This window comes from Gilliamella sp. CG35 (assembly GCF_046635745.1).
GTDB classification, from domain to species: Bacteria; Pseudomonadota; Gammaproteobacteria; order Enterobacterales; family Orbaceae; genus Gilliamella; species Gilliamella apicola_I.
This window is the reverse complement of sequence record NZ_JBIDFH010000005.1, coordinates 81,682-106,731: the sequence shown is the minus strand read 5'-3', so window position 1 is coordinate 106,731 and position 25,050 is coordinate 81,682. Positions and strand designations below refer to the sequence as shown.

Annotated in this window: 21 protein-coding genes and 5 tRNA genes; 17 read left to right on the top strand and 9 right to left on the bottom strand. The window is 34.6% G+C overall.

Going from position 1 to position 25,050, the window contains the following annotated elements; genetic code table 11:
* Positions 1-110 precede the first annotated feature (110 nt).
* Genes ACGH4F_RS03835 through ACGH4F_RS03820 form a run of 4 tightly spaced genes read right to left on the bottom strand, consistent with a single transcriptional unit; the run spans position 111 to position 3,728 of the window.
* Complete coding sequence (locus ACGH4F_RS03835) at positions 111-1,136, bottom strand: BtrH N-terminal domain-containing protein (RefSeq protein WP_411590043.1); 1,026 nt, start codon at positions 1,134-1,136, stop codon at positions 111-113.
* Between the two features lie 41 nt (positions 1,137-1,177).
* Positions 1,178-1,609, bottom strand: a complete 432-nt coding sequence (locus ACGH4F_RS03830) for a hypothetical protein (RefSeq protein ID WP_267350614.1) — start codon at positions 1,607-1,609, stop codon at positions 1,178-1,180.
* Between the two features lie 5 nt (positions 1,610-1,614).
* The gene (locus tag ACGH4F_RS03825; protein WP_267379170.1) at positions 1,615-2,790 is read right to left on the bottom strand and encodes a beta-ketoacyl-ACP synthase III; all 1,176 of its coding nucleotides are present in this window, start codon (positions 2,788-2,790) and stop codon (positions 1,615-1,617) included.
* A 17-nt stretch (positions 2,791-2,807) separates the two neighbouring features.
* A complete protein-coding gene (locus tag ACGH4F_RS03820) occupies positions 2,808-3,728 on the bottom strand; it encodes a dialkylrecorsinol condensing enzyme (RefSeq protein WP_267350610.1) in 921 nt (306 codons plus the stop codon).
* 118 nt (positions 3,729-3,846) lie between these two features.
* Between ACGH4F_RS03820 and ACGH4F_RS03815 the strand changes: the two genes are divergently transcribed.
* From ACGH4F_RS03815 to ACGH4F_RS03795, 5 genes are read left to right on the top strand one after another with little or no spacing between them, the layout of a single operon-like run.
* Positions 3,847-4,785, top strand: coding sequence for an ABC transporter ATP-binding protein (locus tag ACGH4F_RS03815; RefSeq protein WP_411590041.1), 939 nt, complete (start codon positions 3,847-3,849; stop codon positions 4,783-4,785).
* The gene (locus ACGH4F_RS03810; protein ID WP_411590039.1) at positions 4,766-5,977 is read left to right on the top strand and encodes an ABC transporter permease; all 1,212 of its coding nucleotides are present in this window, start codon (positions 4,766-4,768) and stop codon (positions 5,975-5,977) included. The genes ACGH4F_RS03815 and ACGH4F_RS03810 overlap by 20 nt, the downstream gene beginning before the upstream one ends.
* A gap of 35 nt (positions 5,978-6,012) precedes the next feature.
* A complete protein-coding gene (locus ACGH4F_RS03805) occupies positions 6,013-6,279 on the top strand; it encodes an acyl carrier protein (RefSeq protein ID WP_267350604.1) in 267 nt (88 codons plus the stop codon).
* Positions 6,280-6,283: 4 nt separating this feature from the next.
* Entirely contained in the window at positions 6,284-7,435 is a 1,152-nt protein-coding gene (locus ACGH4F_RS03800) for a beta-ketoacyl synthase N-terminal-like domain-containing protein (protein ID WP_411590037.1), read from the top strand.
* On the top strand, positions 7,435-8,157 hold the full coding sequence (locus ACGH4F_RS03795; RefSeq protein ID WP_411590036.1) for a hypothetical protein: 723 nt from the start codon (positions 7,435-7,437) through the stop codon (positions 8,155-8,157). The genes ACGH4F_RS03800 and ACGH4F_RS03795 overlap by 1 nt, the downstream gene beginning before the upstream one ends.
* A gap of 93 nt (positions 8,158-8,250) precedes the next feature.
* On the opposite strand, the gene ACGH4F_RS03790 is transcribed toward ACGH4F_RS03795, so the two are convergent.
* The gene (locus tag ACGH4F_RS03790) at positions 8,251-9,255 is read right to left on the bottom strand and encodes a substrate-binding domain-containing protein (RefSeq protein WP_267379188.1); all 1,005 of its coding nucleotides are present in this window, start codon (positions 9,253-9,255) and stop codon (positions 8,251-8,253) included.
* Positions 9,256-9,683: 428 nt separating this feature from the next.
* Positions 9,684-11,801 carry an alpha-galactosidase gene (locus ACGH4F_RS03785; RefSeq protein ID WP_411590035.1) on the bottom strand — a complete coding sequence of 706 codons (2,118 nt, stop codon included), beginning with the start codon at positions 11,799-11,801 and terminating at the stop codon, positions 9,684-9,686.
* A gap of 235 nt (positions 11,802-12,036) precedes the next feature.
* Between ACGH4F_RS03785 and ACGH4F_RS03780 the strand changes: the two genes are divergently transcribed.
* From ACGH4F_RS03780 to ACGH4F_RS03750, 7 genes are all read left to right on the top strand, one after another.
* A complete protein-coding gene (locus tag ACGH4F_RS03780) occupies positions 12,037-12,651 on the top strand; it encodes a TIGR04211 family SH3 domain-containing protein (RefSeq protein WP_267350594.1) in 615 nt (204 codons plus the stop codon).
* The gene (locus tag ACGH4F_RS03775; protein WP_411590033.1) at positions 12,652-13,770 is read left to right on the top strand and encodes a multifunctional CCA tRNA nucleotidyl transferase/2'3'-cyclic phosphodiesterase/2'nucleotidase/phosphatase; all 1,119 of its coding nucleotides are present in this window, start codon (positions 12,652-12,654) and stop codon (positions 13,768-13,770) included.
* 96 nt (positions 13,771-13,866) lie between these two features.
* Positions 13,867-13,943 (top strand) — tRNA-Met (locus tag ACGH4F_RS03770).
* 37 nt (positions 13,944-13,980) lie between these two features.
* Positions 13,981-14,065, top strand: a tRNA-Leu gene (locus ACGH4F_RS03765).
* A 25-nt stretch (positions 14,066-14,090) separates the two neighbouring features.
* Positions 14,091-14,165, top strand: a tRNA-Gln gene (locus ACGH4F_RS03760).
* Positions 14,166-14,240: 75 nt separating this feature from the next.
* Positions 14,241-14,326, top strand: a tRNA-Leu gene (locus tag ACGH4F_RS03755).
* Between the two features lie 26 nt (positions 14,327-14,352).
* Positions 14,353-14,427, top strand: a tRNA-Gln gene (locus tag ACGH4F_RS03750).
* A 212-nt stretch (positions 14,428-14,639) separates the two neighbouring features.
* Here the strand turns inward: ACGH4F_RS03750 and ACGH4F_RS03745 are convergent.
* From ACGH4F_RS03745 to ACGH4F_RS03735, 3 genes are all read right to left on the bottom strand, one after another.
* Entirely contained in the window at positions 14,640-16,133 is a 1,494-nt protein-coding gene (locus ACGH4F_RS03745; RefSeq protein WP_411590032.1) for a hypothetical protein, read from the bottom strand.
* A 233-nt stretch (positions 16,134-16,366) separates the two neighbouring features.
* Complete coding sequence (locus ACGH4F_RS03740) at positions 16,367-17,167, bottom strand: YdgH/BhsA/McbA-like domain containing protein (RefSeq protein ID WP_267350588.1); 801 nt, start codon at positions 17,165-17,167, stop codon at positions 16,367-16,369.
* A 337-nt stretch (positions 17,168-17,504) separates the two neighbouring features.
* The gene (locus ACGH4F_RS03735; protein ID WP_267350586.1) at positions 17,505-18,116 is read right to left on the bottom strand and encodes an NUDIX hydrolase; all 612 of its coding nucleotides are present in this window, start codon (positions 18,114-18,116) and stop codon (positions 17,505-17,507) included.
* A 111-nt stretch (positions 18,117-18,227) separates the two neighbouring features.
* Here ACGH4F_RS03735 and ACGH4F_RS03730 point away from each other — a divergent pair, with 111 nt between their 5' ends.
* The 5 genes from ACGH4F_RS03730 to lepA all read left to right on the top strand — a co-directional run bounded on the left by ACGH4F_RS03730 (position 18,228) and on the right by lepA (position 25,037).
* Positions 18,228-20,699 carry a class I adenylate cyclase gene (locus ACGH4F_RS03730; protein ID WP_411590030.1) on the top strand — a complete coding sequence of 824 codons (2,472 nt, stop codon included), beginning with the start codon at positions 18,228-18,230 and terminating at the stop codon, positions 20,697-20,699.
* Positions 20,700-20,915: 216 nt separating this feature from the next.
* Positions 20,916-21,488: an RNA polymerase sigma factor RpoE gene (gene rpoE / locus ACGH4F_RS03725; RefSeq protein WP_267350583.1), complete on the top strand. Its 573-nt coding sequence runs from the start codon at positions 20,916-20,918 to the stop codon at positions 21,486-21,488.
* A 43-nt stretch (positions 21,489-21,531) separates the two neighbouring features.
* On the top strand, positions 21,532-22,092 hold the full coding sequence (locus tag ACGH4F_RS03720; RefSeq protein ID WP_267350581.1) for an RseA family anti-sigma factor: 561 nt from the start codon (positions 21,532-21,534) through the stop codon (positions 22,090-22,092).
* 6 nt (positions 22,093-22,098) lie between these two features.
* Positions 22,099-23,085 (top strand): MucB/RseB C-terminal domain-containing protein, encoded by a 987-nt coding sequence (locus ACGH4F_RS03715; protein WP_267350579.1) that lies wholly within the window; start codon positions 22,099-22,101, stop codon positions 23,083-23,085.
* A gap of 155 nt (positions 23,086-23,240) precedes the next feature.
* Positions 23,241-25,037 carry a translation elongation factor 4 gene (gene lepA / locus ACGH4F_RS03710; protein WP_267379205.1) on the top strand — a complete coding sequence of 599 codons (1,797 nt, stop codon included), beginning with the start codon at positions 23,241-23,243 and terminating at the stop codon, positions 25,035-25,037.
* Positions 25,038-25,050 lie beyond the last annotated feature (13 nt).

Sequence of the window (25,050 nt, the reverse complement as noted above, 5' to 3'; positions counted from 1 at the left end):
AGAGACCTAAATTCGTGATAATAGGTCTCTATTTTTTCGACGTTTAAATTTTTTTAAAAGCCCTTATCATTTGTTTCTGGACACCAAAATAACCTATCATTATTAGCTGCTCAAGCTATTTTTTTGATACTTTGACTGAGTGATCGCCAACATTTTTTTTCACTATCGGCAACTTGGTGTAATAACTCAGATACCTCATTAAATCCAGTTTCGTTCAAATTTCGGCATAATTTTACCGTACGGCTAGCAAATTTACGCCACGCATCGCCAATATTAGTCATATTATCGGCAGCCTCAATCAATAATGGTTTGTGATTTGATGAGAAATGATCTGCTGCCTCTTGAAGAAATGAAGCATACATATAACGAAAACCAGCTCCACCTGTTCCGATTTCCTCCTGCATTCTAACAATATGACCTAGATAAAGTTTTTTATATTGATCACTTTTCATCGAATTTTTTAGTTTTTGGATTCGTTTAGCTAAAAGATGAATACCTTTAATACCAATAAAAGGTAAAGGGGCTTGCATTTGGCGCGCATTTTTAAGGATTGCACTGCGAATCACTTGAGATAGATTTACATGGTGATCCTGTTTTTGGGTATCTTCTAATGTATACATTAATCCTTTTCCTGCCAATGCACCTTTAGCAAAACGAGCCCGTTCCAAGTCTGATGCTGAGCATTGAACTGGTAATTCCATAACCGGATCACTAATCAAATAATGTTCTGCTTCTTTCCCATAGACAAGAATATTATGCGCATTGAAATGAAAGCGCAAAGCATCGGGAATGTAAGGTAACCAAAAAACAGAAGTTTGTAGTCCAACTAATTGATTGTTGTCTAATGCTTGATCCAATTTTTGCATGCCTTGTGTTGCGGAGACAAATTTTTGCATGTTCAGTTTAATGCCTAATCGTTTGCAAGAATTACGAATAATTGTTTTTGGTGGCATACGATAAGCGATGAGTGGCATACCCGAAAGTTTTATAATCGGTAAATAGGCAAATGTAAGTGCAGAAGATAAACCAAAGAGCATGGGTTCACTGTAATCAAAACCGTGGTGCTTGAGTAGCGTCGACATAACACCGCTTTCACAGTGTGCGGTGTGCTGATGTTGAAAATGATGAATTGTCATTATGTTGCCTGATTATTATGATTATACAAAGTCTAATAAGTTTATTTAAATGGATAATTGTTTTGCGTTCGATTGTCTTCAGTCGGAAGTTGTTTTAGCTGTTCAATGGATAAATTAAAGACTTGTGCATAACGATTTAATTTTTTATCTGATAATTTCTTGAAAACCTGAGGTTTGAAGTGCCGTTTGATTTGCCAACGAAAAAAACCACTTGTTTGAGCAAGGCTAGTGATATCATGACGATATAAAAACATATAGTAAAAGAGTGATGAGCGTTGTTCATTCTTCACTGCATGAAAAGCCAACTGAGTTTGTTCTGCTAATGCATCTACAGCTTGTAATGTTACAAACTCTTCATCTTCCCAACCGCTAGTAGTTGCTTTTGTATAACTTCCATTTTTAACAGCATAAACCACTTTGGCATGACCGCCATAAGTTTTACTCTTATCTTGTGGAATTTGGTTAATATCCATAAATTCTAATTCTCTTGGTTAGCATCAATGACTTCAAGTAACATAAAACACGATGAGAATCGTCCACTTTCTGGGATATAGCATAATATTTTTTGCCCATGCTTGAGTGAATGCGTCCGCAAAAATTCCTCAAGTATAATATAGATAGAAGCTGAACCTGTGTTACCTTTTGAAGTAAGATTGGTAAACCATTTTTCATAAGGAATTTCAAAATCAATATTTATCAATCCTTGATAGAGTTTTTCACGAAAATAATGAGAAGAGTAATGAGGTAAAAAATAATCGATATCATTTTTTTTCAAATCATGTTTTCTAATTGAGTTAGCAAGCATCTTTTCAACGGTATACTTAACAATATTTTCATTTAGCATTTTTACATTCTGTTTAACACTTAACAAACTTTGATTTTGTTGATCAAGTTGAGTAAATTGCTTCCAACCTATGAACTGATCCTGATAGTAGTCACCGCCTGCATACATGCATGCTGGCATCTCATTTGCGTAGGATAAAATATCAATCCAGTGAATTTTTAATGATAAATGATGACTATTTGGCTTACTACTCAATAGCATAGCCCCAGCTCCATCAGATAGCATCCAACGTAAAAAATCTTTTTCAAAGGCCAGTTCAGGTTGTGTAGACAACGCTTTCACTTTTTGTTCTATTTCTGCTTCAAAGTTCTCACTTCTCATTACAGCAGATGCAGTTTCAGATGCACAACTAACGGCGGTACAATGATCACCAACTTTTACAGCATTAAACGTGTGTTTCAGTGCAGACATACCTGCAACACAAACACCTGAGCTGCTGTGAACTTCGCAAGGATGAGTTTCATTGAGTTCGCCATGAACCATGACTCCATGACCAGGCATAATCTGATCTGGATAAGAAGTACCACAGGCTAAAAAAGTCATTTCATTTATACCAAATTGATGGTTATCTTTGAACAATAACTTTATGGCTTGTGCTGCTAAATTGGCATTGCTATGTGTTGCCTGACGAGTGTGCGGGTCAATCGCATAGTATCGTGTTTTTATCCCATTACTTTTTAAAATAATTGCTCTTGCTCTGGACGGTTTGTGACCAACTTGTCCAAGGACATTTTCCATTGATGAATTATCAACAGGATTATTCGGTAAAAATGCGGCAATTTTATTAATATAAACATTATGTGTTTTCATTGTCTTACTCTTATATTTTATTCGCCTGAAGGCCAACTAAATAAATGTTTTTGTTTACTGATTTTGTTTTTTAACCATGGGGATAGTAATGTTTTGATCAGTGCACTAATTGGCACAACGGTTAAAATGATTACTACCAAGAAAATAATATAAAAATAAAGTAAACCTTGACGAAGTGGTCGAGCGATTTTACCTGCTTTAATGATCAGTTTGCCCCATAAATAGAAGCTGCGATAACCAAATTTTTCACTAAGAATCAAACGTTCATTGACTTTGACTGCCCCCATGTTTTTTAACATTGGCTCAGTGATTTTGGGTTGTGTTAGCAATACGGTTTTAATTTTTTCACCATATTTAGCACAATCATTAATGTCCTCATCAGATATGCCCGCTTTCGGTAGCCAACGTACGGGCTGTTTTTTCCCCGTAAACATCCAAAGCGGTGTAGCAATAAAACTTGCAGGCCCGCCACAGCTATCTATGCGAACAACATTGTCAACTAAATTAGCATTTGCTTCTTTTAAGTATTTCTTCACGGTTTCTTGTGCCATTAACCACATGTTGCGACATCCAATCAACGTGACAACAGGGGTATCGGCTAAGAGTTGTTGCGTGTTTTTATCTTGTAAAAATGCGGTGATAGGCTGAGAAGGGGATAAAAACCACACAGTATAAGCTAGAATGATTAAATCATATTTTTGCTGTTTAAATTGTGGGGCAACAATGGGTGAAGGCATTAAATGAACCGTTTCTGGAAAAATATTAAAAAAGTGGTTAAAAGACCATGGAAAAGAATAGGCTTGCTGAGGTTCAATAGCAAGCGTTTCTAAATTAATATCTTCATGATTAGCTAAAGGTGATACGAAATGTCTAGTAAGTTGTGTTAATTGACCCGTTTGTGAATAGTACACTAATAGAACGTTTTTTTTGTTACTCATTGTTATAATTGATTTATTAGATTATATCGTTAATTGTTTACCTAACATGCATTTTGTTATAATAGCATAATATGTTAACATTCTGTTTATAAAAATTAAAATTATTTTAAAGAATTGTATGTTAAAGCTTCAAAATGTATCTCATCGCTATAAAAATGCTAATAATTATGCGGTGTGTGATGTTAATTTAGAAATTGAATCCGGCACATGCTTTGGATTATTAGGGCCTAATGGCGCCGGCAAAACAACATTGATATCATTAATGTCGGGGTTACTATCATTACAATCCGGGCAAATTTATCTTAATAATCAGATCTTCTCTCAGTTGTCTCGCCAACAATTGCAACGTATTTCTTTAATTCCACAAGAATACGCTTTTTATCCTCAATTGACGGTTTTCGAGAATTTACAATTTTTTGCTTCGTTGTATAAAATTAAAGATCCTAATTTTCTAATTTCATTGATGAAAAAAGTCGATATTTTAGATTATAAAAATAAGTTGTCAGCGAATTTGTCGGGTGGTTTAAAACGTCGATTAAATTTTGCTATAGGGTTAATTAACTCGCCAACGCTAATTTTTATGGATGAAATTACGGTCGGGGTTGATCCTGCATCCCGCCAATTTATATTAGACAGTGTGAAGCAATTAACTAAAGAAGGGGTAACTGTCATTTACACTTCTCATTATCTACACGAAATAGAAAGTTTATGTCAAAAAATTGCCATTATGGAGAGCGGTAAAATTTTGTATTGCCATTCCATTGATCAGATATTGACACAACATGCTCAACAACAATGTATTATCACGTTAGCGCAAAGTGTGCCTTCACATGTGCTTGACCAATTTAATGCCACTTTAATTCGACATACCCCAATGCAAACAGTTGTCATTGATTCATCTCCTGAGCAGATCACAACAATATTACAAGAATTTCAACAATACCAAATACAAAATATTCAGTATGGTCATGGTTCTTTAGAGTCATTTTATTTGGACTTCTTGAATAAGTCAGTATTGAGGCATGGAGGGCAAAGCAATGCTAGCTGCAATCGCTAAAGAATTTCGTCTGTTGAGTCGTGATTTACATGGTATAGCTGTTCTTTTTATTATGCCTATGTTGTTTATGTTCATTATGTCTGTGGCATTAAGCCAACGTGATGATTTCAATCAAAATACTAAAATAGCCTTAGTTGGTGAATCATCCAATTTATTGAACTCGCAGTTAATAGCGATTTTGGGCAATCAAGAAAATATGAATGTTGATTTTTTTGATATAGCTGATAAGGATAATGCAAAAGCTAAATTAATTGAGGGAAATTATGATTTTTTATTAATTAATCCCAATCAAAATACCGGAAATTTGAGTAATGAATCGCCTTTAGCATTATTAACCTTAGCGGGGATCGATCAACTAAGATTGATGAATTTACAAACAATTATCCAGAAAAGTTATTTACAGCTACGGCTTAAAGATATTTTTTCAACGCCAAACAATGATTCTTCTATAATGGATGAAAATGCAATCGAATTAAAACGGCAACAACAACTAGATAACTATTTGTCAGGAAAAATAATCACTGAAGAGTTTATCAATGTAGAAGGCACTAAAGTGGTTAAACCGAGTTCGGTACAACAAAGTGTTCCTGCTTGGTTAATTTTTGGTATGTTTTTTATCATGATTCCTTTATCAAATGTCATGACTTGTGAAAAACAAACGAACACTATTATTCGATTACGACTAGCAAAATCATCGGCATTTTCTTTACTTATCGCAAAATTGTTACCTTATTTTTTGATTAATCAATTACAGTTTATTGGCATGATTTTGTTAGGTATTTATATTTTACCTTTAATCAATATTACAGGATTTGTTTTAGAAGGCGCTTATTGGAACTATGCATTGTTATCGATAGCAATTAGTTTATCTGCTTTGGGATATGCACTGTTAGTTAGCGTTCTTGCAAAATCGGCAGAACATGCTGTGGTATTAGGTGGTGGAGGAAATATTATTATGGCAGCCTTAGGCGGTATTATGGTACCGAGTTATATGATGCCCGAAACCATGCAAATAATTTGTTTAATTTCGCCTATGTCTTGGGCTTTGAAAGGCTTTCATAATCTTTTGCTTGATCAGTATGATTTTGTACAAATATTACCACAATGGTTGTCGTTAATAGGTTTTGCGCTAATTTTTTTATTGCTAGCAGGAATTATTTACTATCGGCAATTAAATAATAAGCATTTATAAATTTTTAATTAAATAATAAAAACAAGAGGTTAAATTTGGATAATTTAATTTTTAAATTAAAACAGTTAATTATTACCGAATCTGAAAAAGAAGATATCTTAACTGCCGAGGAGTTAACAGATAATGAGCCGCTGTTTGGGCCTACCAGTCGATTAAATTTAGATTCTTTAGATGCATTACAAATTTGCGTAGCGTTAAAAGAGCAATTTGGCGTTCGTTTACAAGGTGACCGAGAAGTAAGAATACATATGGTCACGGTTTCGAAACTCAATAAATATGTACTTGAGCAAATAAAAAAATAATATTATGGACAATGTTTACATTAATGGTTTTTCAGCAGTGTGCGCACAAGGTGATAATTGCCATGAGATTATTAGTAATATTCTTTTTCATCCAAGAAAACCTAAATTGATTCCTTTAAATACAGCAAGTGAATCACTATCTGTTAATTATTTTCCAGCCTTTGATAAAAAACGGCTAAGTTTAACTGAGATCGTTGATCATATAGTATTTCAAATTCTGCAAACTTTACAGGCGTGTCAGTGGCAAGAATCAGAATTGGAACAAATCCCAATTTTTTTAGCTTCCACTTCTTTTGCAATGTCTTCGCATGAAATTACTTTTTTTAATAAGGAATTATTAGAATTAACAGAAGCATGTTATCACCAACCTTTTTCTTTAAATGAAATAGCAGAACAACTTAAATTAAAATGGAAAAATCTTGATGTGATCAATGTTGCGACGTCTTGTACTTCAAGTTCTAATGCATTACTTTATGCAAAAAATTACATTTCCCAAGGCATAATTGAACGGGCAATCATTGTGGGATTTGAATCATTTAATTCTATCACTTTAGAAGGATTTAATGCTTTAGGATTACTAACAAATAATTATCAACCACCATTTTTAAGTGTTAGCCAAGGACTTATTTTAGGGGAGGGGATTGGTTGTATTGCATTAAGCAATCAACCACGATTAGCAAACAATAATCAATTTATCTTAAAAGGCGGTAAAACGATATGTGATACCTCTAATATTACCACAACGGATCCTAAAAATGTTAGCGCACTCATTAAAGACACGTTAACGCAATTCGATATGACTGAAACCGATATTGTTGCCATTAAAACTCATGCGACAGGTAGTCCAATGAATGATAAAGTTGAAATTGATAGCTTAACAAATGCTTTTACAGAGCGAAAACCGTTGATATTTTTTAAACCTTATCTTGGTCATACATTAGGGGCATCTGGTGTACTTGAGATGATAATATTATTGTTGATATTCGAATCAAAACAGACGCCTAGTTATCCAAATTATCACATGGCGCAATCTGAACCTATTTATACAAATGGTTTTACAGACATTTCAAAACCTTATCCTCAAGGTTATTATTTATTAAATTGTATTGGATTTGGCGGTAATAACGCTGTGTTATTGTTGGAGATAACAGAATAATGCAAAGTGTTTTTTTACTCAGTACATCACAGTTTATCGCAGAGAGCCATAGTGAAGAAAGTAAGTTAAAAAATTTGCTTAAACAGCAATTTAATATTAATAGTCGACGTACAAGTCGTTTAGCGTTGTTATCATTGTTAGGTGCGCTTTCCATAGAAAAGATTAATGCTCATTGTGGCGTGTATGTGACCTCAATTTTTAGTTCACCCAGTAATATGTATGAACTGGAGATGGATATTTTTCAACGTAAAACACCACGACCATTTAATTTTATTAATAGCATAAATAATGCGATTTCTTTTTATGTTGCTGATGCATTGAAAGTGAATGGACCCAATATTTTTATTTCGACAGATATTTGTAATTGGTCACAGATTTTACTCCCAGCCATAACGGATTTACAACAAGGTGTGGTTGATCAGGCATTGGTGGGGTGGTGTTATGAATCACGTCGTTATGATGAATATTCTAAAGAAGGCAGTTTTTGGTTATTGTTGACTCGGCATCCTGATACTTCAGCTTTAGCCAGTTTAACCATTGCCAACAAACCTTGCCAGGGTGATGTCAGCAATCAACCAATAATGACCCATGCGAATTATTTTTATGATTATGTTTTAAAAACGTTTGATTTAAATAGCCAACTAAATTGCGATGTAATTTCGGTTGATCTGATATTAAATAAATTATTATTAATAAAAAAATTACCTTTACATAAACATTGATTGTTCAATACGATTATTTAATCGTGGCTTAACATTTTTCTTTATTGTTAAGCCGCTAATATTGAAACGCTTTATTGAATGTTTATTTCTACCTTAGCCTATAGAATTGACAGAATAACGTTTAGTTAATGTTGGGGTAAAAATATTAATTAAGTTATTTGAGGGAGCCTCTCCTTTAGCGAGGGATAAGGCAAGCTCAGCTGCTTGTTCTGCCATTGCTTGTAAAGGATACCGAACCGTTGTCAGTTTAGGATGTAAATAATTAGCCATTAATAAATCATCAAACCCAATAACAGAAATATCAGCTGGGATTTTTAAATCATTATCATACAGGACTGACATGGCACCCGCAGCCATAGAATCATTATAACAGGCTATAGCGGTGATGTTTCGATTCCTTTCTAATAAGGATTTCATGGCTTCTTCTCCACCTATTTCATCAGGCGAAGAGTAGGTAATTAGATTCTGTTCTATCTCGATATTAAATTCACTCAACGCATCTTTATAACCATTTAGTCGATCTGAAGCGTCTGAAATTTCGTGATTCGAACATAAATAACCTATTTTCGTATGTCCATTTTGAATTAAATGTTTGACCGCGATATACGAGCCATAACGGTCATCAAGTGCAATACAACGTGCTTCAAACCCTTTCACTATACGATTGATGATAACCATGCCTGGCACTTGTTGCATCAATTTTATGAGTGTTTCATCGGAAAGTATTTTGGCATGAACAACTAATGATTTACAGCGGTGCTCAATAAGCTGAGTAATGGCATTGTATTCTTGTTTTTCTTTATGGTATCCATTGCCAATTAGCAAAAAATGACCAGTTCGATAAGCTACTTTTTCAACCGTGCTAACCATCGCCCCAAAAAAAGGGTCGGACACATCTGCGACCACAATGCCAATTGTATTAGAGTGTTGTTGAGATAATGCGCGAGCGTTAGCATCTGGATAATAGTTTAATGTCTCCATGGCTTTTTTTACGACTTCACGTGTATTTTTACTTACATTATTTGCATTATTTATAACTCGGGATACTGTTGCAACTGAAACTTCAGCTAAATATGCAACATCTTTTATTGTCGCCATAAAAAAACCTTTTATTAAATTACTATCGCTAAAATAATTACTCAAACTAAATTTATTTCATGTAAATTTTTATAATTTAAGATTGCCAATATAGAGCTATGTAGACTACCAACGAAATAAAAATGAAAAGTATTTGTAAAGCGGGAAGTAATCTGTACTAAAATATCTTTTACTTTACTTACATCTTAAAACTTCTTTTAGTTGATCCAGTTTGTTTCTCTTAATAATTGACTATAACTATTTATTATTCCTAACTAATTATAATAAAGGAAAAAAAACTATTTGCCAATAATTCGATTAAATTCTGATCATACAAACTTAATTTAATACAAAGGGAAAATTGCATTATGGCCTTTTTCCCCCTTGTTATTTTCAAAAAAATATTAATTTTTTGTAAATTTATTGTGTGCTTTGTAAGTCAAAAGTTTTTATTGAGCTACCACTCTAATTAACATTGCTGTTGCAGGATCTAAAACGGGTAAAGGTAGTCCAATTTGCATTAACCAGTCGCCTGATAATATCGTTTTGTTGACCATCCAATAAGGTAGAGCTTTCATTACATGTCCATTTATTTTCGGATCAATATTATCAGGTAGATCAAGTATTTCAATCAAATATTGTTTTTCGGGCAGTAGACCAGTCAAGCGTAAGTTACCACTTAAAGCATAAGTTGGTAAGGTTAATTGGGCAATGATAAACGCAGCATCTTTTTTATCTTGGCTTACTACTCCATAACTTTGCATTGCATTGCTGTCATCAACATCCAATCGATAATTGTTACCACTATGCAATAAATTTCGTAATTGTTTATGTAGTCCAATATAATGTGCAAATGCATGCTGTTCAACTTCTGATTCTTTTACGGGGTCAAGTTCAACGCCCATATGACCAAATAAAGCAGTTAATCCCCTAAGATTCATGTTCAGTTCACGATAAGTTGTATGACACAAAGCGCCACCAATATGTGCGCCCATGACTTCTGGTGGGAAGAAATAACTCATTCCGCGTTGAATGATTTGTCTGTCTAATGCATCGTTAGAATCTGAAGTCCAGAATCGTTGTGTTCGTTTTAATATTTCATAATCTATCCGTCCACCCCCTGATGAACATGATTCGATTTCTACGTTCGGAAATTTTTCTCGTAAAATATCGAGTAAACGATACAAGGCTTTTGTTTGTCCAACAATAGCTGGATTGCCATTGTGACCCGCTTGAACAATTTCTCGATTCATATCCCATTTGATATAATCAATATCATAACTACCTAGTAACCATATTAATCTTTCAAGTAAATAATCAAAAACAGCAGGATTTTGCAAATCTAATAAATATTGATGACGTCCTTCAGGTTGTTGATAACCCGATAACTCAAGTAGCCAATCAGGGTGTGCTCGATATAAATCCGAGTTTTTGTTGATCATTTCAGGCTCAACCCAAATACCAAATTCCATGCCCAAATTTTTCACGTGCTCGATAACCGGTTCAAGTCCATTGGGGTATTTTCGTTCATCAAGGTACCAATCACCTAAACCTTGGTAATCGTCATCACGCTTGCCAAACCAACCGTCGTCGATAATAAAGCGCTCAACGCCCATTTGTGCCGCTTTACTTGCCATTTTCATAATGTAATCTGGATTATGGTCAAAAAAGATACCTTCCCAAGTATTAAGATGAACAGGACGTGCTTTATTTTGTGGAAAGGTAATAATATTGTTACGCAGAAATTGATGAAAGTGGTGACTCATTTTATTTAAACCTTCATCACTGTAAGTGGCATATAGCCATGGTGTTGTAAGGGTTTCACCTTGGGCGAGCGATATTTCGCCTGCGCTATATAATGCTTCGGCTTGAATAAAGCGTTTACCATTACTTTTAACCGCAACTTGGATACGATGATTACCACTCCAACCTAAATGAATTCCCCAAACTTCGCCTGTTTGTTCTTTAAACCCTGTGGTACCAACAATCATACCAGGGAAATATTCATGTGAAGTTCTTCCTCGGCGATTTTCTTGTAAATAGCTACAATGTTCAATTTTTGTTCTGTGAGGAAAAAATTCTTTAATCCAGCGTCCACTAAAAGCCATTAATTCTTGTGCACGTTCAGGAATAGGAAGCGTTATTGATAATCGATTGACTGAATAAGGTTCTTCACCTAAGTTGGTCAGGCTATTTTGACATTGTAATACCCCACAATCATCCAAAATAAACTGACTGGTTAAACGTAATTTTGCGATACTGTCTTCACTGATAATTGTTATTTGATTGTTTGATTTTTCTACATCTTTGGTAACAAATACGGGAGACCAATCTTTTCCATTCCTGTGTCCTTCTAATCCTGGCGTACTAAAATTACCTAATCCTTCTTCTGGACAGAGAGTAAAAGGGACGTGAACATCAATGCGTGAATTTGGCACTGCCGGAATAAATAAATCATAATTTTCAATGTGATCATCATGTAATCGTTTACCAAAATAACATAATTCTACATAGGGTTTTGTTCGAATAAGAATATCTAAATTTTTATTGCTAAGACGGCAGTTCATAATATCTCCCATTGTTAATTGCTTTGCTAAATATAAATTAGCGATTATTATCTTTTATTTAAATAATAAATTTTTTAATCTGTGATTAAGATCGCATAAAAAATGTAATCGTTTTCAATTGATGAGGCGAATTAAGTATTGGATAATTAAGAAACATAAAATGTAAAATGATTATGCGAAATATCCAATTTTTATGTTATTATGTAATTATTTATGGATGATTAGTTGAAATTTTATGAAGAAACAAAATATTTTTACCTTAATTTCTCTTATTGCAGTTGCTTTTAGTGCAAATGCTGTTGATAAATATGTTATTGATGAGGTTGATGTTTACTTACGTCGTGGTCCTAGCCAACAACATGCTTTCACAAATACGATCAAAAGTGGTTCAAAAGTCAATGCGCTTGAAAGAAGTGCGGATGGTAAATACACTAAGCTGCTGCTGAAAAGTGGCAATGTGGCATGGATCGAAACCAATAAATTAAGCGATACACCAAGCCTTAAAGAGCGTATTCCTTATTTGGAAGCTAAAATAGCCGAATACAAAGATAAAGTTGATAATGCGGATAAATATCAACAGAAATTAGTGACCGACTATGTGCAACAATTACGAACCTCAGAAGAATTAGTTCAGAACTTGAAAAATAAAAATATCGAATTGGAGAAACAAGTAAAAGAACAAGCAGCAATGTTAGACTCAATGTTAAATCAAGTAGATGATAAGCGACGTGACTTAATTGTGACTTGGTTTACTTATGGTGGTCTTGTTGCAGGTGGTGGACTTATCTTAGGTCTTATTTTACCTATTATTATGCCTCGCCGAAGTAAAAAAGACCGTTGGATGCGTTAGATGAGTGAAGTCTATCTTGTTGGTGGAGCAGTTCGGGATAGATTATTAGGTCTGCCAGTTTTCGATCGAGATTGGGTTGTCGTTGGCGCAACCCCCGAAGAACTTATTTCGTTAGGTTTTGAGCAAGTCGGTCGAGACTTTCCGGTATTTTTACATCCAAAAACGAAAGAAGAATATGCTTTAGCGCGTACTGAACGTAAATCAGGAAAAGGGTATTGTGGCTTTATTTGTGATTTCAGTAAAGAAATTACCTTAGAACAAGATTTAATTCGTCGGGATCTCACCATCAATGCTATTGCCATGGATGAGCAAGGGAATATTGTCGATCCTTACCATGGCGTAGATGATATTAATCAAAGATTGTTGCGTCATGTTTCAAATGCTTTTCGCGAAGATCCCTTACGTGTTTTACGCGTAGCCCGTTTTGCTGCTCGGTATCATCATTTAGGATTTACAATCGCTCAAGAAACATTGGATCTTATGAAAGAGATGATATCCATAGGCGAAATAAGCTATCTCACTCCTGAAAGAGTGTGGAAAGAAACAGAAAAAGCATTAGCCAGCGAAAATCCACAAATTTATTTCCAAGTCCTTGAGCAATGCGGAGCACTTCAAATTTTATTTCCTGAATTAGTGTTAACGACCAATATAATCTATGCTTTAAAAAAATCAGTAAATCTTACCCATGAGTTAACTGTGCGTTTTGGCGTTTTATGTGGTGATTTAATCAGTAAAGATTCCGTTGAACGTTTATGTAAACAGATAAAAGCACCAACTTCATTTTCTAAAATTGCCAAAATAGTTCAACAATACAGAAAGGTTGTTAGTCATATAACAGTGCAAAGCGCTTCACAAATTTTAGAATTATTAAATGGTATTGATGTTTGGCGTCATCCTCATCATTTAAAGCAATTGATTATTGCCAGTGAAGCTTTCAATGAAAGCGCAACTTATCCGCAAGCTCAATATCTTGAACATGCTTATAATTTAGCCTATAGTGTGAATGTGCAAGAAATTATTGCTCAAGGGTTTACTGGACAATCCATTAATCTTGAGTTGCAAAAAAGGCGAATTGAAGTGATATTAAACTGGATTCGCTTGCAACTTAATCAATCATAACTTTTTTTTAAAATATCTAAAAAAAAGGGTTGACGATTTGCCTCAACACAAGCATAATGCGCCTCGCAGTGTTGGTTATGACGTTGCGAATGAAATGGCTACGTAGCTCAGCTGGTTAGAGCACATCACTCATAATGATGGGGTCACAGGTTCGAATCCCGTCGTAGCCACCATTAAGATTAAGTTATACTTTTACCGGAAGTATATCATGCGGGTGTGGCGAAATTGGTAGACGCACCAGATTTAGGTTCTGGCGCCGCGAGGCGTGGGGGTTCAAGTCCCTTCACCCGCACCATTTTAATCTTAATGTTATCCTTTATTGGGGTATAGCCAAGCGGTAAGGCAGCGGGTTTTGATCCCGCCACGCCCAGGTTCGAATCCTGGTACCCCAGCCATTCCAATCTGCATATTTTGATATCTATTAGTTAATCTGTTTTATCTCTGTTTGTTACTTTCTTGAGTATTCCAATACGGGTATGGCGGAATTGGTAGACGCGCTAGATTCAGGTTCTAGTTCCGAAAAGGTGTGCGAGTTCAAATCTCACTACCCGTACCACTAGATATCTTTTTCCTGAATAATATTGGGGTATAGCCAAGCGGTAAGGCAGCGGGTTTTGATCCCGCCATGCCCAGGTTCGAATCCTGGTACCCCAGCCATTTATTCTTCTTTTCTTCTTATAAAGAATCAATTGTTTCTATTTTCCAATAAGATCTAAATTTAAATTTCAATAAATTTTGTTCAAATTGGCATCGCTTCAGTAAACTTCAATATTTTATATTTTAAAAAAATTAATTTATCACTATTATTTTTTAAATCATCAGTTCAAATAAGCATATGATTACAGCAAAATCCTCGAAAAGACGCGTTATCATTTAAGCACACAAACAAAATTGATCGGTTCATCTTTCGCTAACCATTCAATCGCACCAATAGATGGCCCCACTGCATATTGATGATTAGTATCTCTTTCTTCCGATGTCCAATATAAAATATTTTTAGGAAAGTTATTACCCGGATAAGCATGGTAATACTGGTTTTGTTCATTGGTGATATCGCCCCATTCAGCAAAAAGACTCTTTCCAACTTTTCGATAATAATGATTACTCTTAATTGCCAGACAATTGTTAGAGTTGTTATCTGATTTACATGCTCCAGAAGTGATAATTGTTTGATCACTATTGGTAAAGTCTTCAATCGTTGGAACAACATAATTGCCTTGGCAAGCTTGTGCACTTTGGTCATAAGTGGTTGCATTTAAATCAGACGTAGCAAACCATTTATTAATTGTAAAAGTGTATATTTCGTTCTCATTGGACTTGATTGAAAAAGTAGGCTTGTCGATCGCTTTTCCGGATAAATGAAATTGCAGAGAAGTATTAACTAAGTAGTCATCAATATCATTGTTTTTAAGAAGATTAGTTGTCAGATTTATACCATTTGAATTTGTCGATGTTGAAATGGTGGATAAATCAAATGGAACACCTGCAAAAGACATGGTGAATTGAGCATGGTCAAACCCAGTTGTTGGAAAACCTTTTGAACGCACCTTATTAACCAGACCAGAGTCATACGTATATTCATTATTTTCACCCCAAGTTAGTTTAGCCCATTCTCCTGTATAATCCCGACCTTCAAAAACAAATGAGTAAGCAATAGAAGGTTTGGCTGCGCATACGGTGGGTCTAATTGCATTATAAATAAAAAAGTCCCGTTTAGGCGATGCATAAACTCTGAAGTTTGGTTCTCCAAATTCGGTCACTAAAACAACAGGGCCTGATATTCGAATATAGGGATTCCAACCTAATCGAGCCAATTCACAAAAAGTTCTATTTCTATCTGATTCCAGCAACAAAAAAGATTGATTGATAGAGCGATAAAACCAATCGATTTTTAATCCTGCATCAGGAGGATTTATTTTAATTGGAATATCACCTTCATCATCAGCAACATTATTCCTATCATCGGCAACTAACAAAGGGTTAAATGGCAGTATAGTCCCCTCTAATCCATAACTGGATTTTAATAGCGCTAACAGTTGATTGGGTGTGGTTGTGTTTGGATCGACGGCGGAAAATCCAGATTGTTTTATCGCCATGTTTAGATCATTCATTCCCGAATATGTTGCACCTTTGAATTTAACACCAAAATAAATAAAATTTGCTTTATCGTAATCACGAGCACCTTCAACCCCTACTTTGTCAGCTTGAGTAAAATAAGGCGCAGTGCCTTGAATAACTTGCGCTGTTTTAGCACTGAGTGCATCAGTTGTTGAACTAACAAAAATGATGACAAAAGAACTGTGTTTTAATATTTTTTTCGTAACATTGATATATCGTTTAATCCTAACATTTTTTAATAACATACGTTTCCCAACCGTTTTAATGCAGTGATTGAAAATGAGAAAAATCAGGTGTTTCTTAAAATTATGTTTTGTAATGAATTTAGATATATGTTTTTAACAAATAAATTATTAAACAGATAAAGGTTGGCTATTTAAACAGCATTATTCACTATTTAAGTATTGTAAGATTTTATGTTTTCCACGGGTTAAAGTGATTGAGTTCTCTAACACGTGGAAAATGCAATTAAGATATTTTATTTATATAAATTAACATAAACTGTTTGTGCTGTATTGGCTGGGTTGGTTGATACCTCTTTCACGTAATAAAATTGAGCGCCATTTGCAATTGCATGTTTCTGTGCAGCAGCACTTATTTCAGTAGTGTTGTTAAAGACGCCATGGAAAACAATTGTGGTATAAGGTTTCATCGTTTTAAATGCATCACTACTGATTTCATAAGCATCTTCACCTTCAATTGCTTTGGTAACGATATAATCTCTTACTGGCGCATCTTTTTTATATAAAGCCACTTCAACATCTTGAGATTGATTTTTTAGATTAGAAGGCTCGATAGAGCTGATATAAAATGCATAAGCATCTTTATCTGCTGCGATTTTACTTGCTTCAGTGGTGATTTCAGATGTGTTGTTAAAACTTCCTTTAAATTTGACAACTTCAAATGGCAAATAATAAAGTGCTTTGTTACGTTCATAAGCAACTATACCATTATAAGTTGTTTCTTCTTTATTTAATGCAATCGGTGCATTAGATTGATAAATATCAGCATAGACAATAGCAGAATCAGCTGAGCTTGATGTTTCTGCCGCTTCAAGTGCTTTAATATGATAATACTTAGCTCCAGCTTCATCGGCTGCTTTTGAAATATCATCTTCCGCATTTTGCGCTTGCAAATAATTACCTGTTACCGAAATCTCTTTCATTGGAATTAAATTACTACTTTCTTCATCGGTTAAAGGTAAGGCAGCATAAACACTAACGAACGGTAACGATAATACTACAGCTAATGCGATCGATGATTTATTGAAACGTTTCATGATAATACCCTTATTTTTTAAATGATTGAAATTAATAATCAATGTTTAACAATTATTCAATGGGTAGAGATGAAATCTTTAATAGAGAGTGTAGAAATCTTAAGTAGCTCTCAGATGTTGTCTTTTTTTAACTTTCAAAAGTGTTCAGACGTAAAGTTGTTAACGAGAGATAAATTAAACAACGCTATCTATTTAAAATATTTACTGAGTGATTCTCAAGGATTTTTTGTTACATGGACATATTGTTTAGCATTAATTGCTAAAATTACTACAAATTGCTACAAAAAAAGCTTTAATTAAATGAATAATTAAATTGGTTTCGAGTTATCCATTTTAACTAACGACTAATTGTATTGATAAAATTAGATAAAATTTGGGCAGTTAATCCCCAAATAATACGATTATTATATGAATAATACAAGATATTATGCTCCGATCTTTTTTGCCAGTCAGAGCGGATATTTGGTAATAGATGAAAAGGAAAGTTATCTGATGGTTTATGCCCGATTAGCATTACAGCTTGTTGCGGGGGATTTTCAATAAACCAATCAATCGGTACGGTAAATATTTGTTCGACCTCATCCCGATTAAGCTGTAAATTATCAAGGGAATCTATTTTTGCAACAAACGGATAAATGACTAGCCCCAATGTGGCGATAAATTTAGGCATTTTTCCTAAAATAGTCATTTGACTCATTGGGATACCTAATTCTTCAAATGTTTCTCTTTTTGCGGTATATTCTGGATCTAAGTCAGTCAATTCTACCCGACCGCCAGGAAAACAGATATCGCCTGGTTGCCATTTAAGTTTGTTCGATCTGACCTGAAATAACAATTGAGGTTGTTTGCCATCGTTAATAATGGGTAAAAGTACTGCAGCTTTGTTATCAATCGAGCTCGCGTTACTATTTGTTTTAAATTGATTCGTAATTTTTTCTATTGTTATCATAATAGTTCACTTAACAAATTTTTATATTTTTTATTCTATTTACCTTCTACTCATAAAATGTTAGATTGAAGCAGTCCGTTAGTAGTACACGTGTTTCATCCAGATAAAGTTATGCTATATTATATTAATAACATAAAAAAAGAACTTAAAGATCTTGTCCATCTAAAACATGAACGTGCTTTGACTGGGATGTCAATTGAGTTTCAACGTGTATTTTCTTTGCTACCCGCCATTTTTCATTTTCATGACCCTAAATTGCCCGGCTATCATGCTGAAGATACTCCATCAGGAATCGCTTATTACCAGACGACCGATGAGATTTGTTTGCAACTCAAGAACTGTTTTGAATTTGAGGCTATTCCAAATGTGAACAATCCCGAAATATCGGCACTCTACTCCATGGGTAGTACATGTTCCATTGGACAATCAGTCGAATCCGATTTAGATATTTGGCTTTGTATTGAAAATAATTTATCCGAAAAAAGAAAGCAAGCCTTAATTGAAAAATGTCGTTTAGTCGAAAATTGGGCTAAAGAACAAAATGTAAAATTAACCTTATTTGTCGTTGATGTGGATCGCTTCATCAATAAACATCATGAATGTTTAATGGGGGAAAATTGTGGTTCTGCGCAACACATTTTATTACTTGAGGAATTTTATCGAACAGCCACACTATTAGCAGGAAAATATCTGTTATGGTTTGTGGTGCCCTATAACTTCACCGTGAATAACGTTAGCTATTCGACTTATGAACAGTGTGTGAATGCTTTGGTTGATTCAAAGCTAATTAAGCGGGAAGAGTGGATCGATTTTGGACCTTTAACAGGTCTTTCTGCTGAAGAGTATTTTGGAGCCAGTTTATGGCAACTCTACAAAAGTATCGATTCTCCTTTTAAAGCGGTGCTCAAAACGTTACTACTAGAAGCTTATTCTTGGATATATCCGCAAAATAGACCCATAGCTTATGAAATGCGAGAATGTATCCAAAAATCGCTAACTCAAAAGGGAATAAATTTAGATTCTTACTATATGCTTTTAGATAGGATCACTCAATATTTAATCGAGATTAAAGATTTTGAAAGGCTGGATCTGATCAGAATCTGTTTTTATCTAAAAGTAAACGAAAAACTTTCTCAAACAAAAAAAGCTGTTTCATGGCGTCGGGACGTTTTGAATGATCTGGTAAAAGAGTGGGGCTGGACGTCAGAGCGTTTAGCTAAATTGGATGCGAGTCATACATGGAAGATAGAGCAAGTTCGAGAAATGCATGAAATATTACTGCAAACCATGATGACAGGATACCGAAATTTACTTAATTTTGGGCGCCGTAATAATTTGGATTCTCTCATTAGTCCACAAGATATGGCAATTTTAACTCGCAAGCTTTATGCTTCTTTTGAAGTATTACCCGGAAAAATAACGACGTTAAAGTTAAATATTGCTAATAATTTGCAAGAACAAGCATTAACGTTTATCCACGTAAAAGAAGATAGAATTAATCGTGCCGGTTGGTATGTGTATAATCAAAAACCGGTATTAAACTCAATTTCAGGTCATCAATATTTAGAATATAGTAAATATCTGGTTAAACTAGTCGGTTGGTGTTATTTTAATGGCTTAATCTCAGATAAAACTCAATTTTACTGTCATGACGGTGAAAAAAGAGATAACTCGAAAATCAATAAATTAATTGAAAACTTAAAAGAATATTTTCCTATAGAAATTCCAAAGGCGACGGAAGAACAGTTATATGGGCCTTGTGAAATTCGTCATTTAGCAATCATGTTAAATCTTGAAGATGATCCTAGTACTAATCTAGATTTTGAATTTGAGTTTAGCAACAATGTGTTAAATTACGGAAAAAAAGAGTTAAGTTTGGTGGGATCGGTTGATTTACTTTATCGCAATTCATGGAATGAAATACGTGTACTACATTTTAGCGGAGCGTTGTGCGTACTGGAAGCAATTAAAACGTTATTAAATCGCATGCACAAAGATGCGGATTTACCTAATCCTATGGAAATTTTTTGCTACAGTAAATATTTAGGTAATGAAATTAAGCAACAAATGAAAACATTAATGGATGAATGTATAGAATTACGATTAACCACGACACAAAATAATTCGACACAAGTTAAACCATTACGGATAGGTGGTTCTTCATGGTATCTCTTTTTTGAAAGGTTAGGGGTCTCTTTTCATCAGTTTGATAATGCAATCGATTTTTATGGGGCAGTATCGAACAATAAAGTACAAGGTCGCCCGTTAAATATTTTGGATCAAACAAATGAGTTACCAAAAGAAATTGACAGTGTTGCCTATGAGGGAATCATTCAATTCTTTTTTGAAGATACCGATTCAGGATTCGATCTTTACATTTTGAATGAAAATAACCAAATAGAAATTTACCGTAATTGCAACGGCACAAAGGAGAGTATGGTTAAAGATATAAATGATTTTTATGTGCTATCCGATGATCGTTTTACCTTTAAAACGAGTAGTTCAGTCAATTTTAATCTACCTCAATTTTACCAAATCACCTATAATGATGCTGGTAAACGTGAGATCTTTTTATTAAATTAGCATTATTTAAAATGTCATTACACAATAGTGTTATGAAAAATAGTTAAATAAATCAACTGGTTTTAGTTTTAAAAAACTTTAATTTAATTATTAATAGATCCCAAAATAAAATTTCTATTAAAATAATGGAACTTTTTTTTAATTTAAGAATCTAACTGTTTGAGTGCAGCGTTTTGGCCGAGCAACAGTTATTAACATAATGAGGAATGGCCTTTAATGGGGGAGCAAGTAACAGACCAAGTTTTAGTTGACCGTGTATTAAACGGAGATAAAAATGCGTTCAATTTACTTGTGGTTCGTTATCAAAATAAATTGTCTCACTTGGTTTCTCGTTATGTACTTGCTTCTGAAGTGCCAGATGTTGTACAAGAAACCTTTATCAAAGCTTATCGTTCGTTAAGCTTATTTAAAGGGGAAAGTGTTTTTTACACATGGTTATACCGCATAGCGGTTAACACAGCAAAGAATTATTTAACGTCTCAAGGTCGAAGACCACCTTCATCGGATATTGATGCAAGCGAGGCGGAAAGTTATGAAGGAGCTGATTCGCTCAGGGATCTTGATAATCCTGAAAATTTAGCGCTTTCTGATGAAGTTAAAAAAGCCGTATTTGAAGCAATTGATGCGCTTCCTGATGATTTAAGAATAGCAATTACATTACGTGAAATTGATGGTTTAAGTTATGAGGAGATTGCAGAAATAATGGATACGCCGGTTGGAACAGTGAGATCACGCATTTTTAGAGCAAGAGATGCGATTGATGAAAAATTAAAACCATTAATTGGTTGAATACAAAATGATAATGAGTAGTCATAAATTTAAGGTATCTACTATGCGAATTGAACAGAAAGAGCAACTTTCATTGCTTATGGATGGCGAGTTTACAAGTGATCATTTCATTGATGAAATATCAAATGATGAAAGCCTTCAATCATGTTGGCATCGCTATCATATTGCCAGAGAAGCAATGCGTGGTGACTTGCATAGTAGCGCATTAACTTTGGATATTTCTAAACAAGTGGCAAACGCCATTGCTAAAGAAGATATCTATAACAAATTAACCAATCAACCTAATCAGGATGAAATATCGCGACCAAATAAACAAAATCTTATTTGGATTCGTCTCAAAGACGTCATGGCAAAAGTCAGTCAAGTTGGTCTTGCTGCTTGCGTTACTTTAGCGATTATTGCGGGTGTACAATATCAACAACGTCAATCTGATAGTGATAGTAATATCCCAACTTTAAATACCATCCCTGTTGGTGTCAATGTTGCGCCTGTTGGAGGACTACAGCAACAGAATGATCAGCAACTTCTAGAAAAAAGACAATATGATAAAATCAGATTACTTGTACAAGATTATGAACTGCAAAAAAGGTTAAATGCTCAGTAATCCGAAATGAAATTAAAATTTTATTCAAATTTCCAAACAATGATAAAACAGAGTAGCTATATATTTGCTAGTCTGTTTTTTCTGCTAATGTCCCTGTCAATTCAAGCTAGTGAAAATAATGATCCTGTCGCTCTGCTTAATAAAATGAGCAAGGCAGTGCAAACTCAAGATTATCAAATTCACTTCTTATCACAAGATAAAAATCAATACGTTACCACATATGAATACACGCATTTAGGTGCGGAAAATAAAAAAGATGTCAAAGCGTTGTTACTTTATCTTGAAGGTGCTGCGAGAGAAATTATTTTACATGAAAACGTCATTAGCTACTTCCAACCGGATAGCGAGTCTTTTTCGATAAGCAGTTCACGAATTGTTGAGGCTTTCCCAGATATTATATATAACGATTTTAATGAACTTACCGATGTATATGACTTTACTTTATTAGGAAAAACACGGACAGCAAATCGTAGCGTACAATTGGTTAAAATGGTCGCAAAAGATAAAGATCGTTATAGCTATGTTATTTGGGTTGATGATGAAATTTACCTACCGATTCGTATAGATTTATTAGATCAACATAGCGAAATTATCAGCCAACTTAAAGTCGTCGATCTCGACGAAAATTTTGATAAAAAAGCAGTAAAGGAATACATCGAAACTCGAAGCTACCCTATTTTATTATCTATTGAAAAACAAGAAAACGTACTCGATTCATGGCGATTAGCATGGCTACCCAAAGGATTTAAAGAAGTGGCAGCATATAATGTCAATTTTTATAATTCAGATATAGCCACAAAGCTTTTTTCAGATGGCGTTTTTTCATTTACAGTCAATGTTTCTTCCGAAAAAGCAAATCAGGCTAATCAGTTTATCCAACAAGGTGGACGAACCATTTTTTCAACCAATATTGCTAAAAAGAATATTATCATTATTGGTAATCTACCGCGAACGACTATAGAACGTATTGCACAAAATATTATTGAGAAATAGTGGCTAACTTCTCGATAACGCTATGCTTAGCAGTGATAAATGTGTAAAATGCTACTCTTTCTAGCTTTATAATTATTATGAGATACTGTTTATCACTATTCGGTATTTAAATAGTTAATAGTTTACAACTAAAATACAAAATATAATTTATTGATATGAATAAAAATATCCGCAATTTTTCAATTATTGCTCATATTGACCATGGTAAATCTACACTTTCAGACCGCATCATACAAATTTGTGGAGGTCTGTCTGATCGTGAAATGGCAGCACAAGTTTTAGATTCAATGGATCTTGAACGTGAACGTGGTATAACAATTAAAGCACAAAGTGTTACGCTCGATTATCATGCAAAAAATGGTGAGACATATCAGCTTAATTTTATTGACACCCCCGGTCATGTTGACTTCTCTTACGAAGTATCGCGATCGTTAGCGGCTTGTGAAGGGGCGCTGTTAGTGGTTGATGCTGGTCAAGGCGTTGAAGCACAAACTCTGGCAAACTGTTATACCGCTTTAGATATGAATCTTGAAGTTGTCCCAGTGCTAAATAAAATTGATTTGCCCGCTGCTGAGCCAGAACGTGTGGCAGAAGAAATCGAAGATATTGTTGGTATTGATGCCTCTAATGCTGTTCGCTGTTCAGCAAAAACAGGTGTGGGGGTTATTGATGTACTCGAACAATTGGTTAATGATATTCCGCCACCTGAAGGCGATTCAAATGCACCTTTGCAGGCATTGATAATTGATTCATGGTTTGATAATTATCTTGGTGTTGTGTCTTTAATTCGCATTAAAAATGGTGAATTAAAGAAAGGGGATAAAATCAAAGTGATGAGCACAGGTATGACTTACAATGTTGATCGCCTTGGAATATTTACCCCAAAACAAGTCGACAAAACCTGTTTACAATGTGGTGAAGTAGGTTGGGTTGTCTGTGCAATTAAAGATATTTTAGGGGCTCCTGTTGGTGATACATTAACATCTGCTAAAACACCAGCAGAAAACCCATTACCGGGGTTCAAAAAAGTAAAACCCCAGGTTTATGCTGGGTTATTCCCGACTAGTTCGGATGATTATGAAGCCTTTCGTGATGCACTTGGAAAACTAAGCCTAAATGATGCATCGCTATTTTATGAGCCAGAAAACTCAGGTGCATTAGGGTTTGGTTTCCGTTGTGGTTTCCTTGGATTATTACACATGGAAATCATTCAAGAGCGGTTAGAGCGTGAATACAACTTAGATTTGATTACGACAGCGCCAACAGTAGTTTACGAAGTGCTGACAACGTCAAACGAGATAATCTATGTTGACAGCCCTGCTAAACTACCTGCTGTTAACAATATTCAAGAATTGCGTGAGCCTATTGCTGAGTGTAACATTTTGGTACCACAGACTTATCTTGGCAATGTTATTACACTTTGTGTTGAAAAGCGTGGGGTACAAACGCATATGGTTTATCATGGAAATCAGGTGTCGCTAACCTATGAAATCCCTATGACCGAAGTGGTTTTAGATTTCTTTGACAAGTTAAAGTCAACTTCTCGTGGTTATGCTTCATTGGATTACAGTTTCAAACGTTTCCAAGTTGCCGATATGGTTAGGTTAGATGTACTTATTAACGGAGAACGTGTCGATGCGTTAGCGTTAATCACTCATAAGGACAATGCACCTTACCGTGGTCGCGAATTAGTTGAAAAAATGAAAGATTTAATTCCACGTCAACAATTTGATATTGCTATTCAAGCAGCAATCGGAAATCATATCATTGCGCGTTCTACCGTTAAGCAATTACGTAAAAATGTATTAGCAAAATGTTATGGTGGTGACGTTAGTCGTAAGAAAAAACTTTTACAAAAGCAAAAAGAGGGTAAAAAACGCATGAAACAAGTGGGTAATGTTGAATTACCACAAGAAGCGTTTTTAGCTATTTTACATGTCGGTAAAGATTAACCAGTAAAAGAGG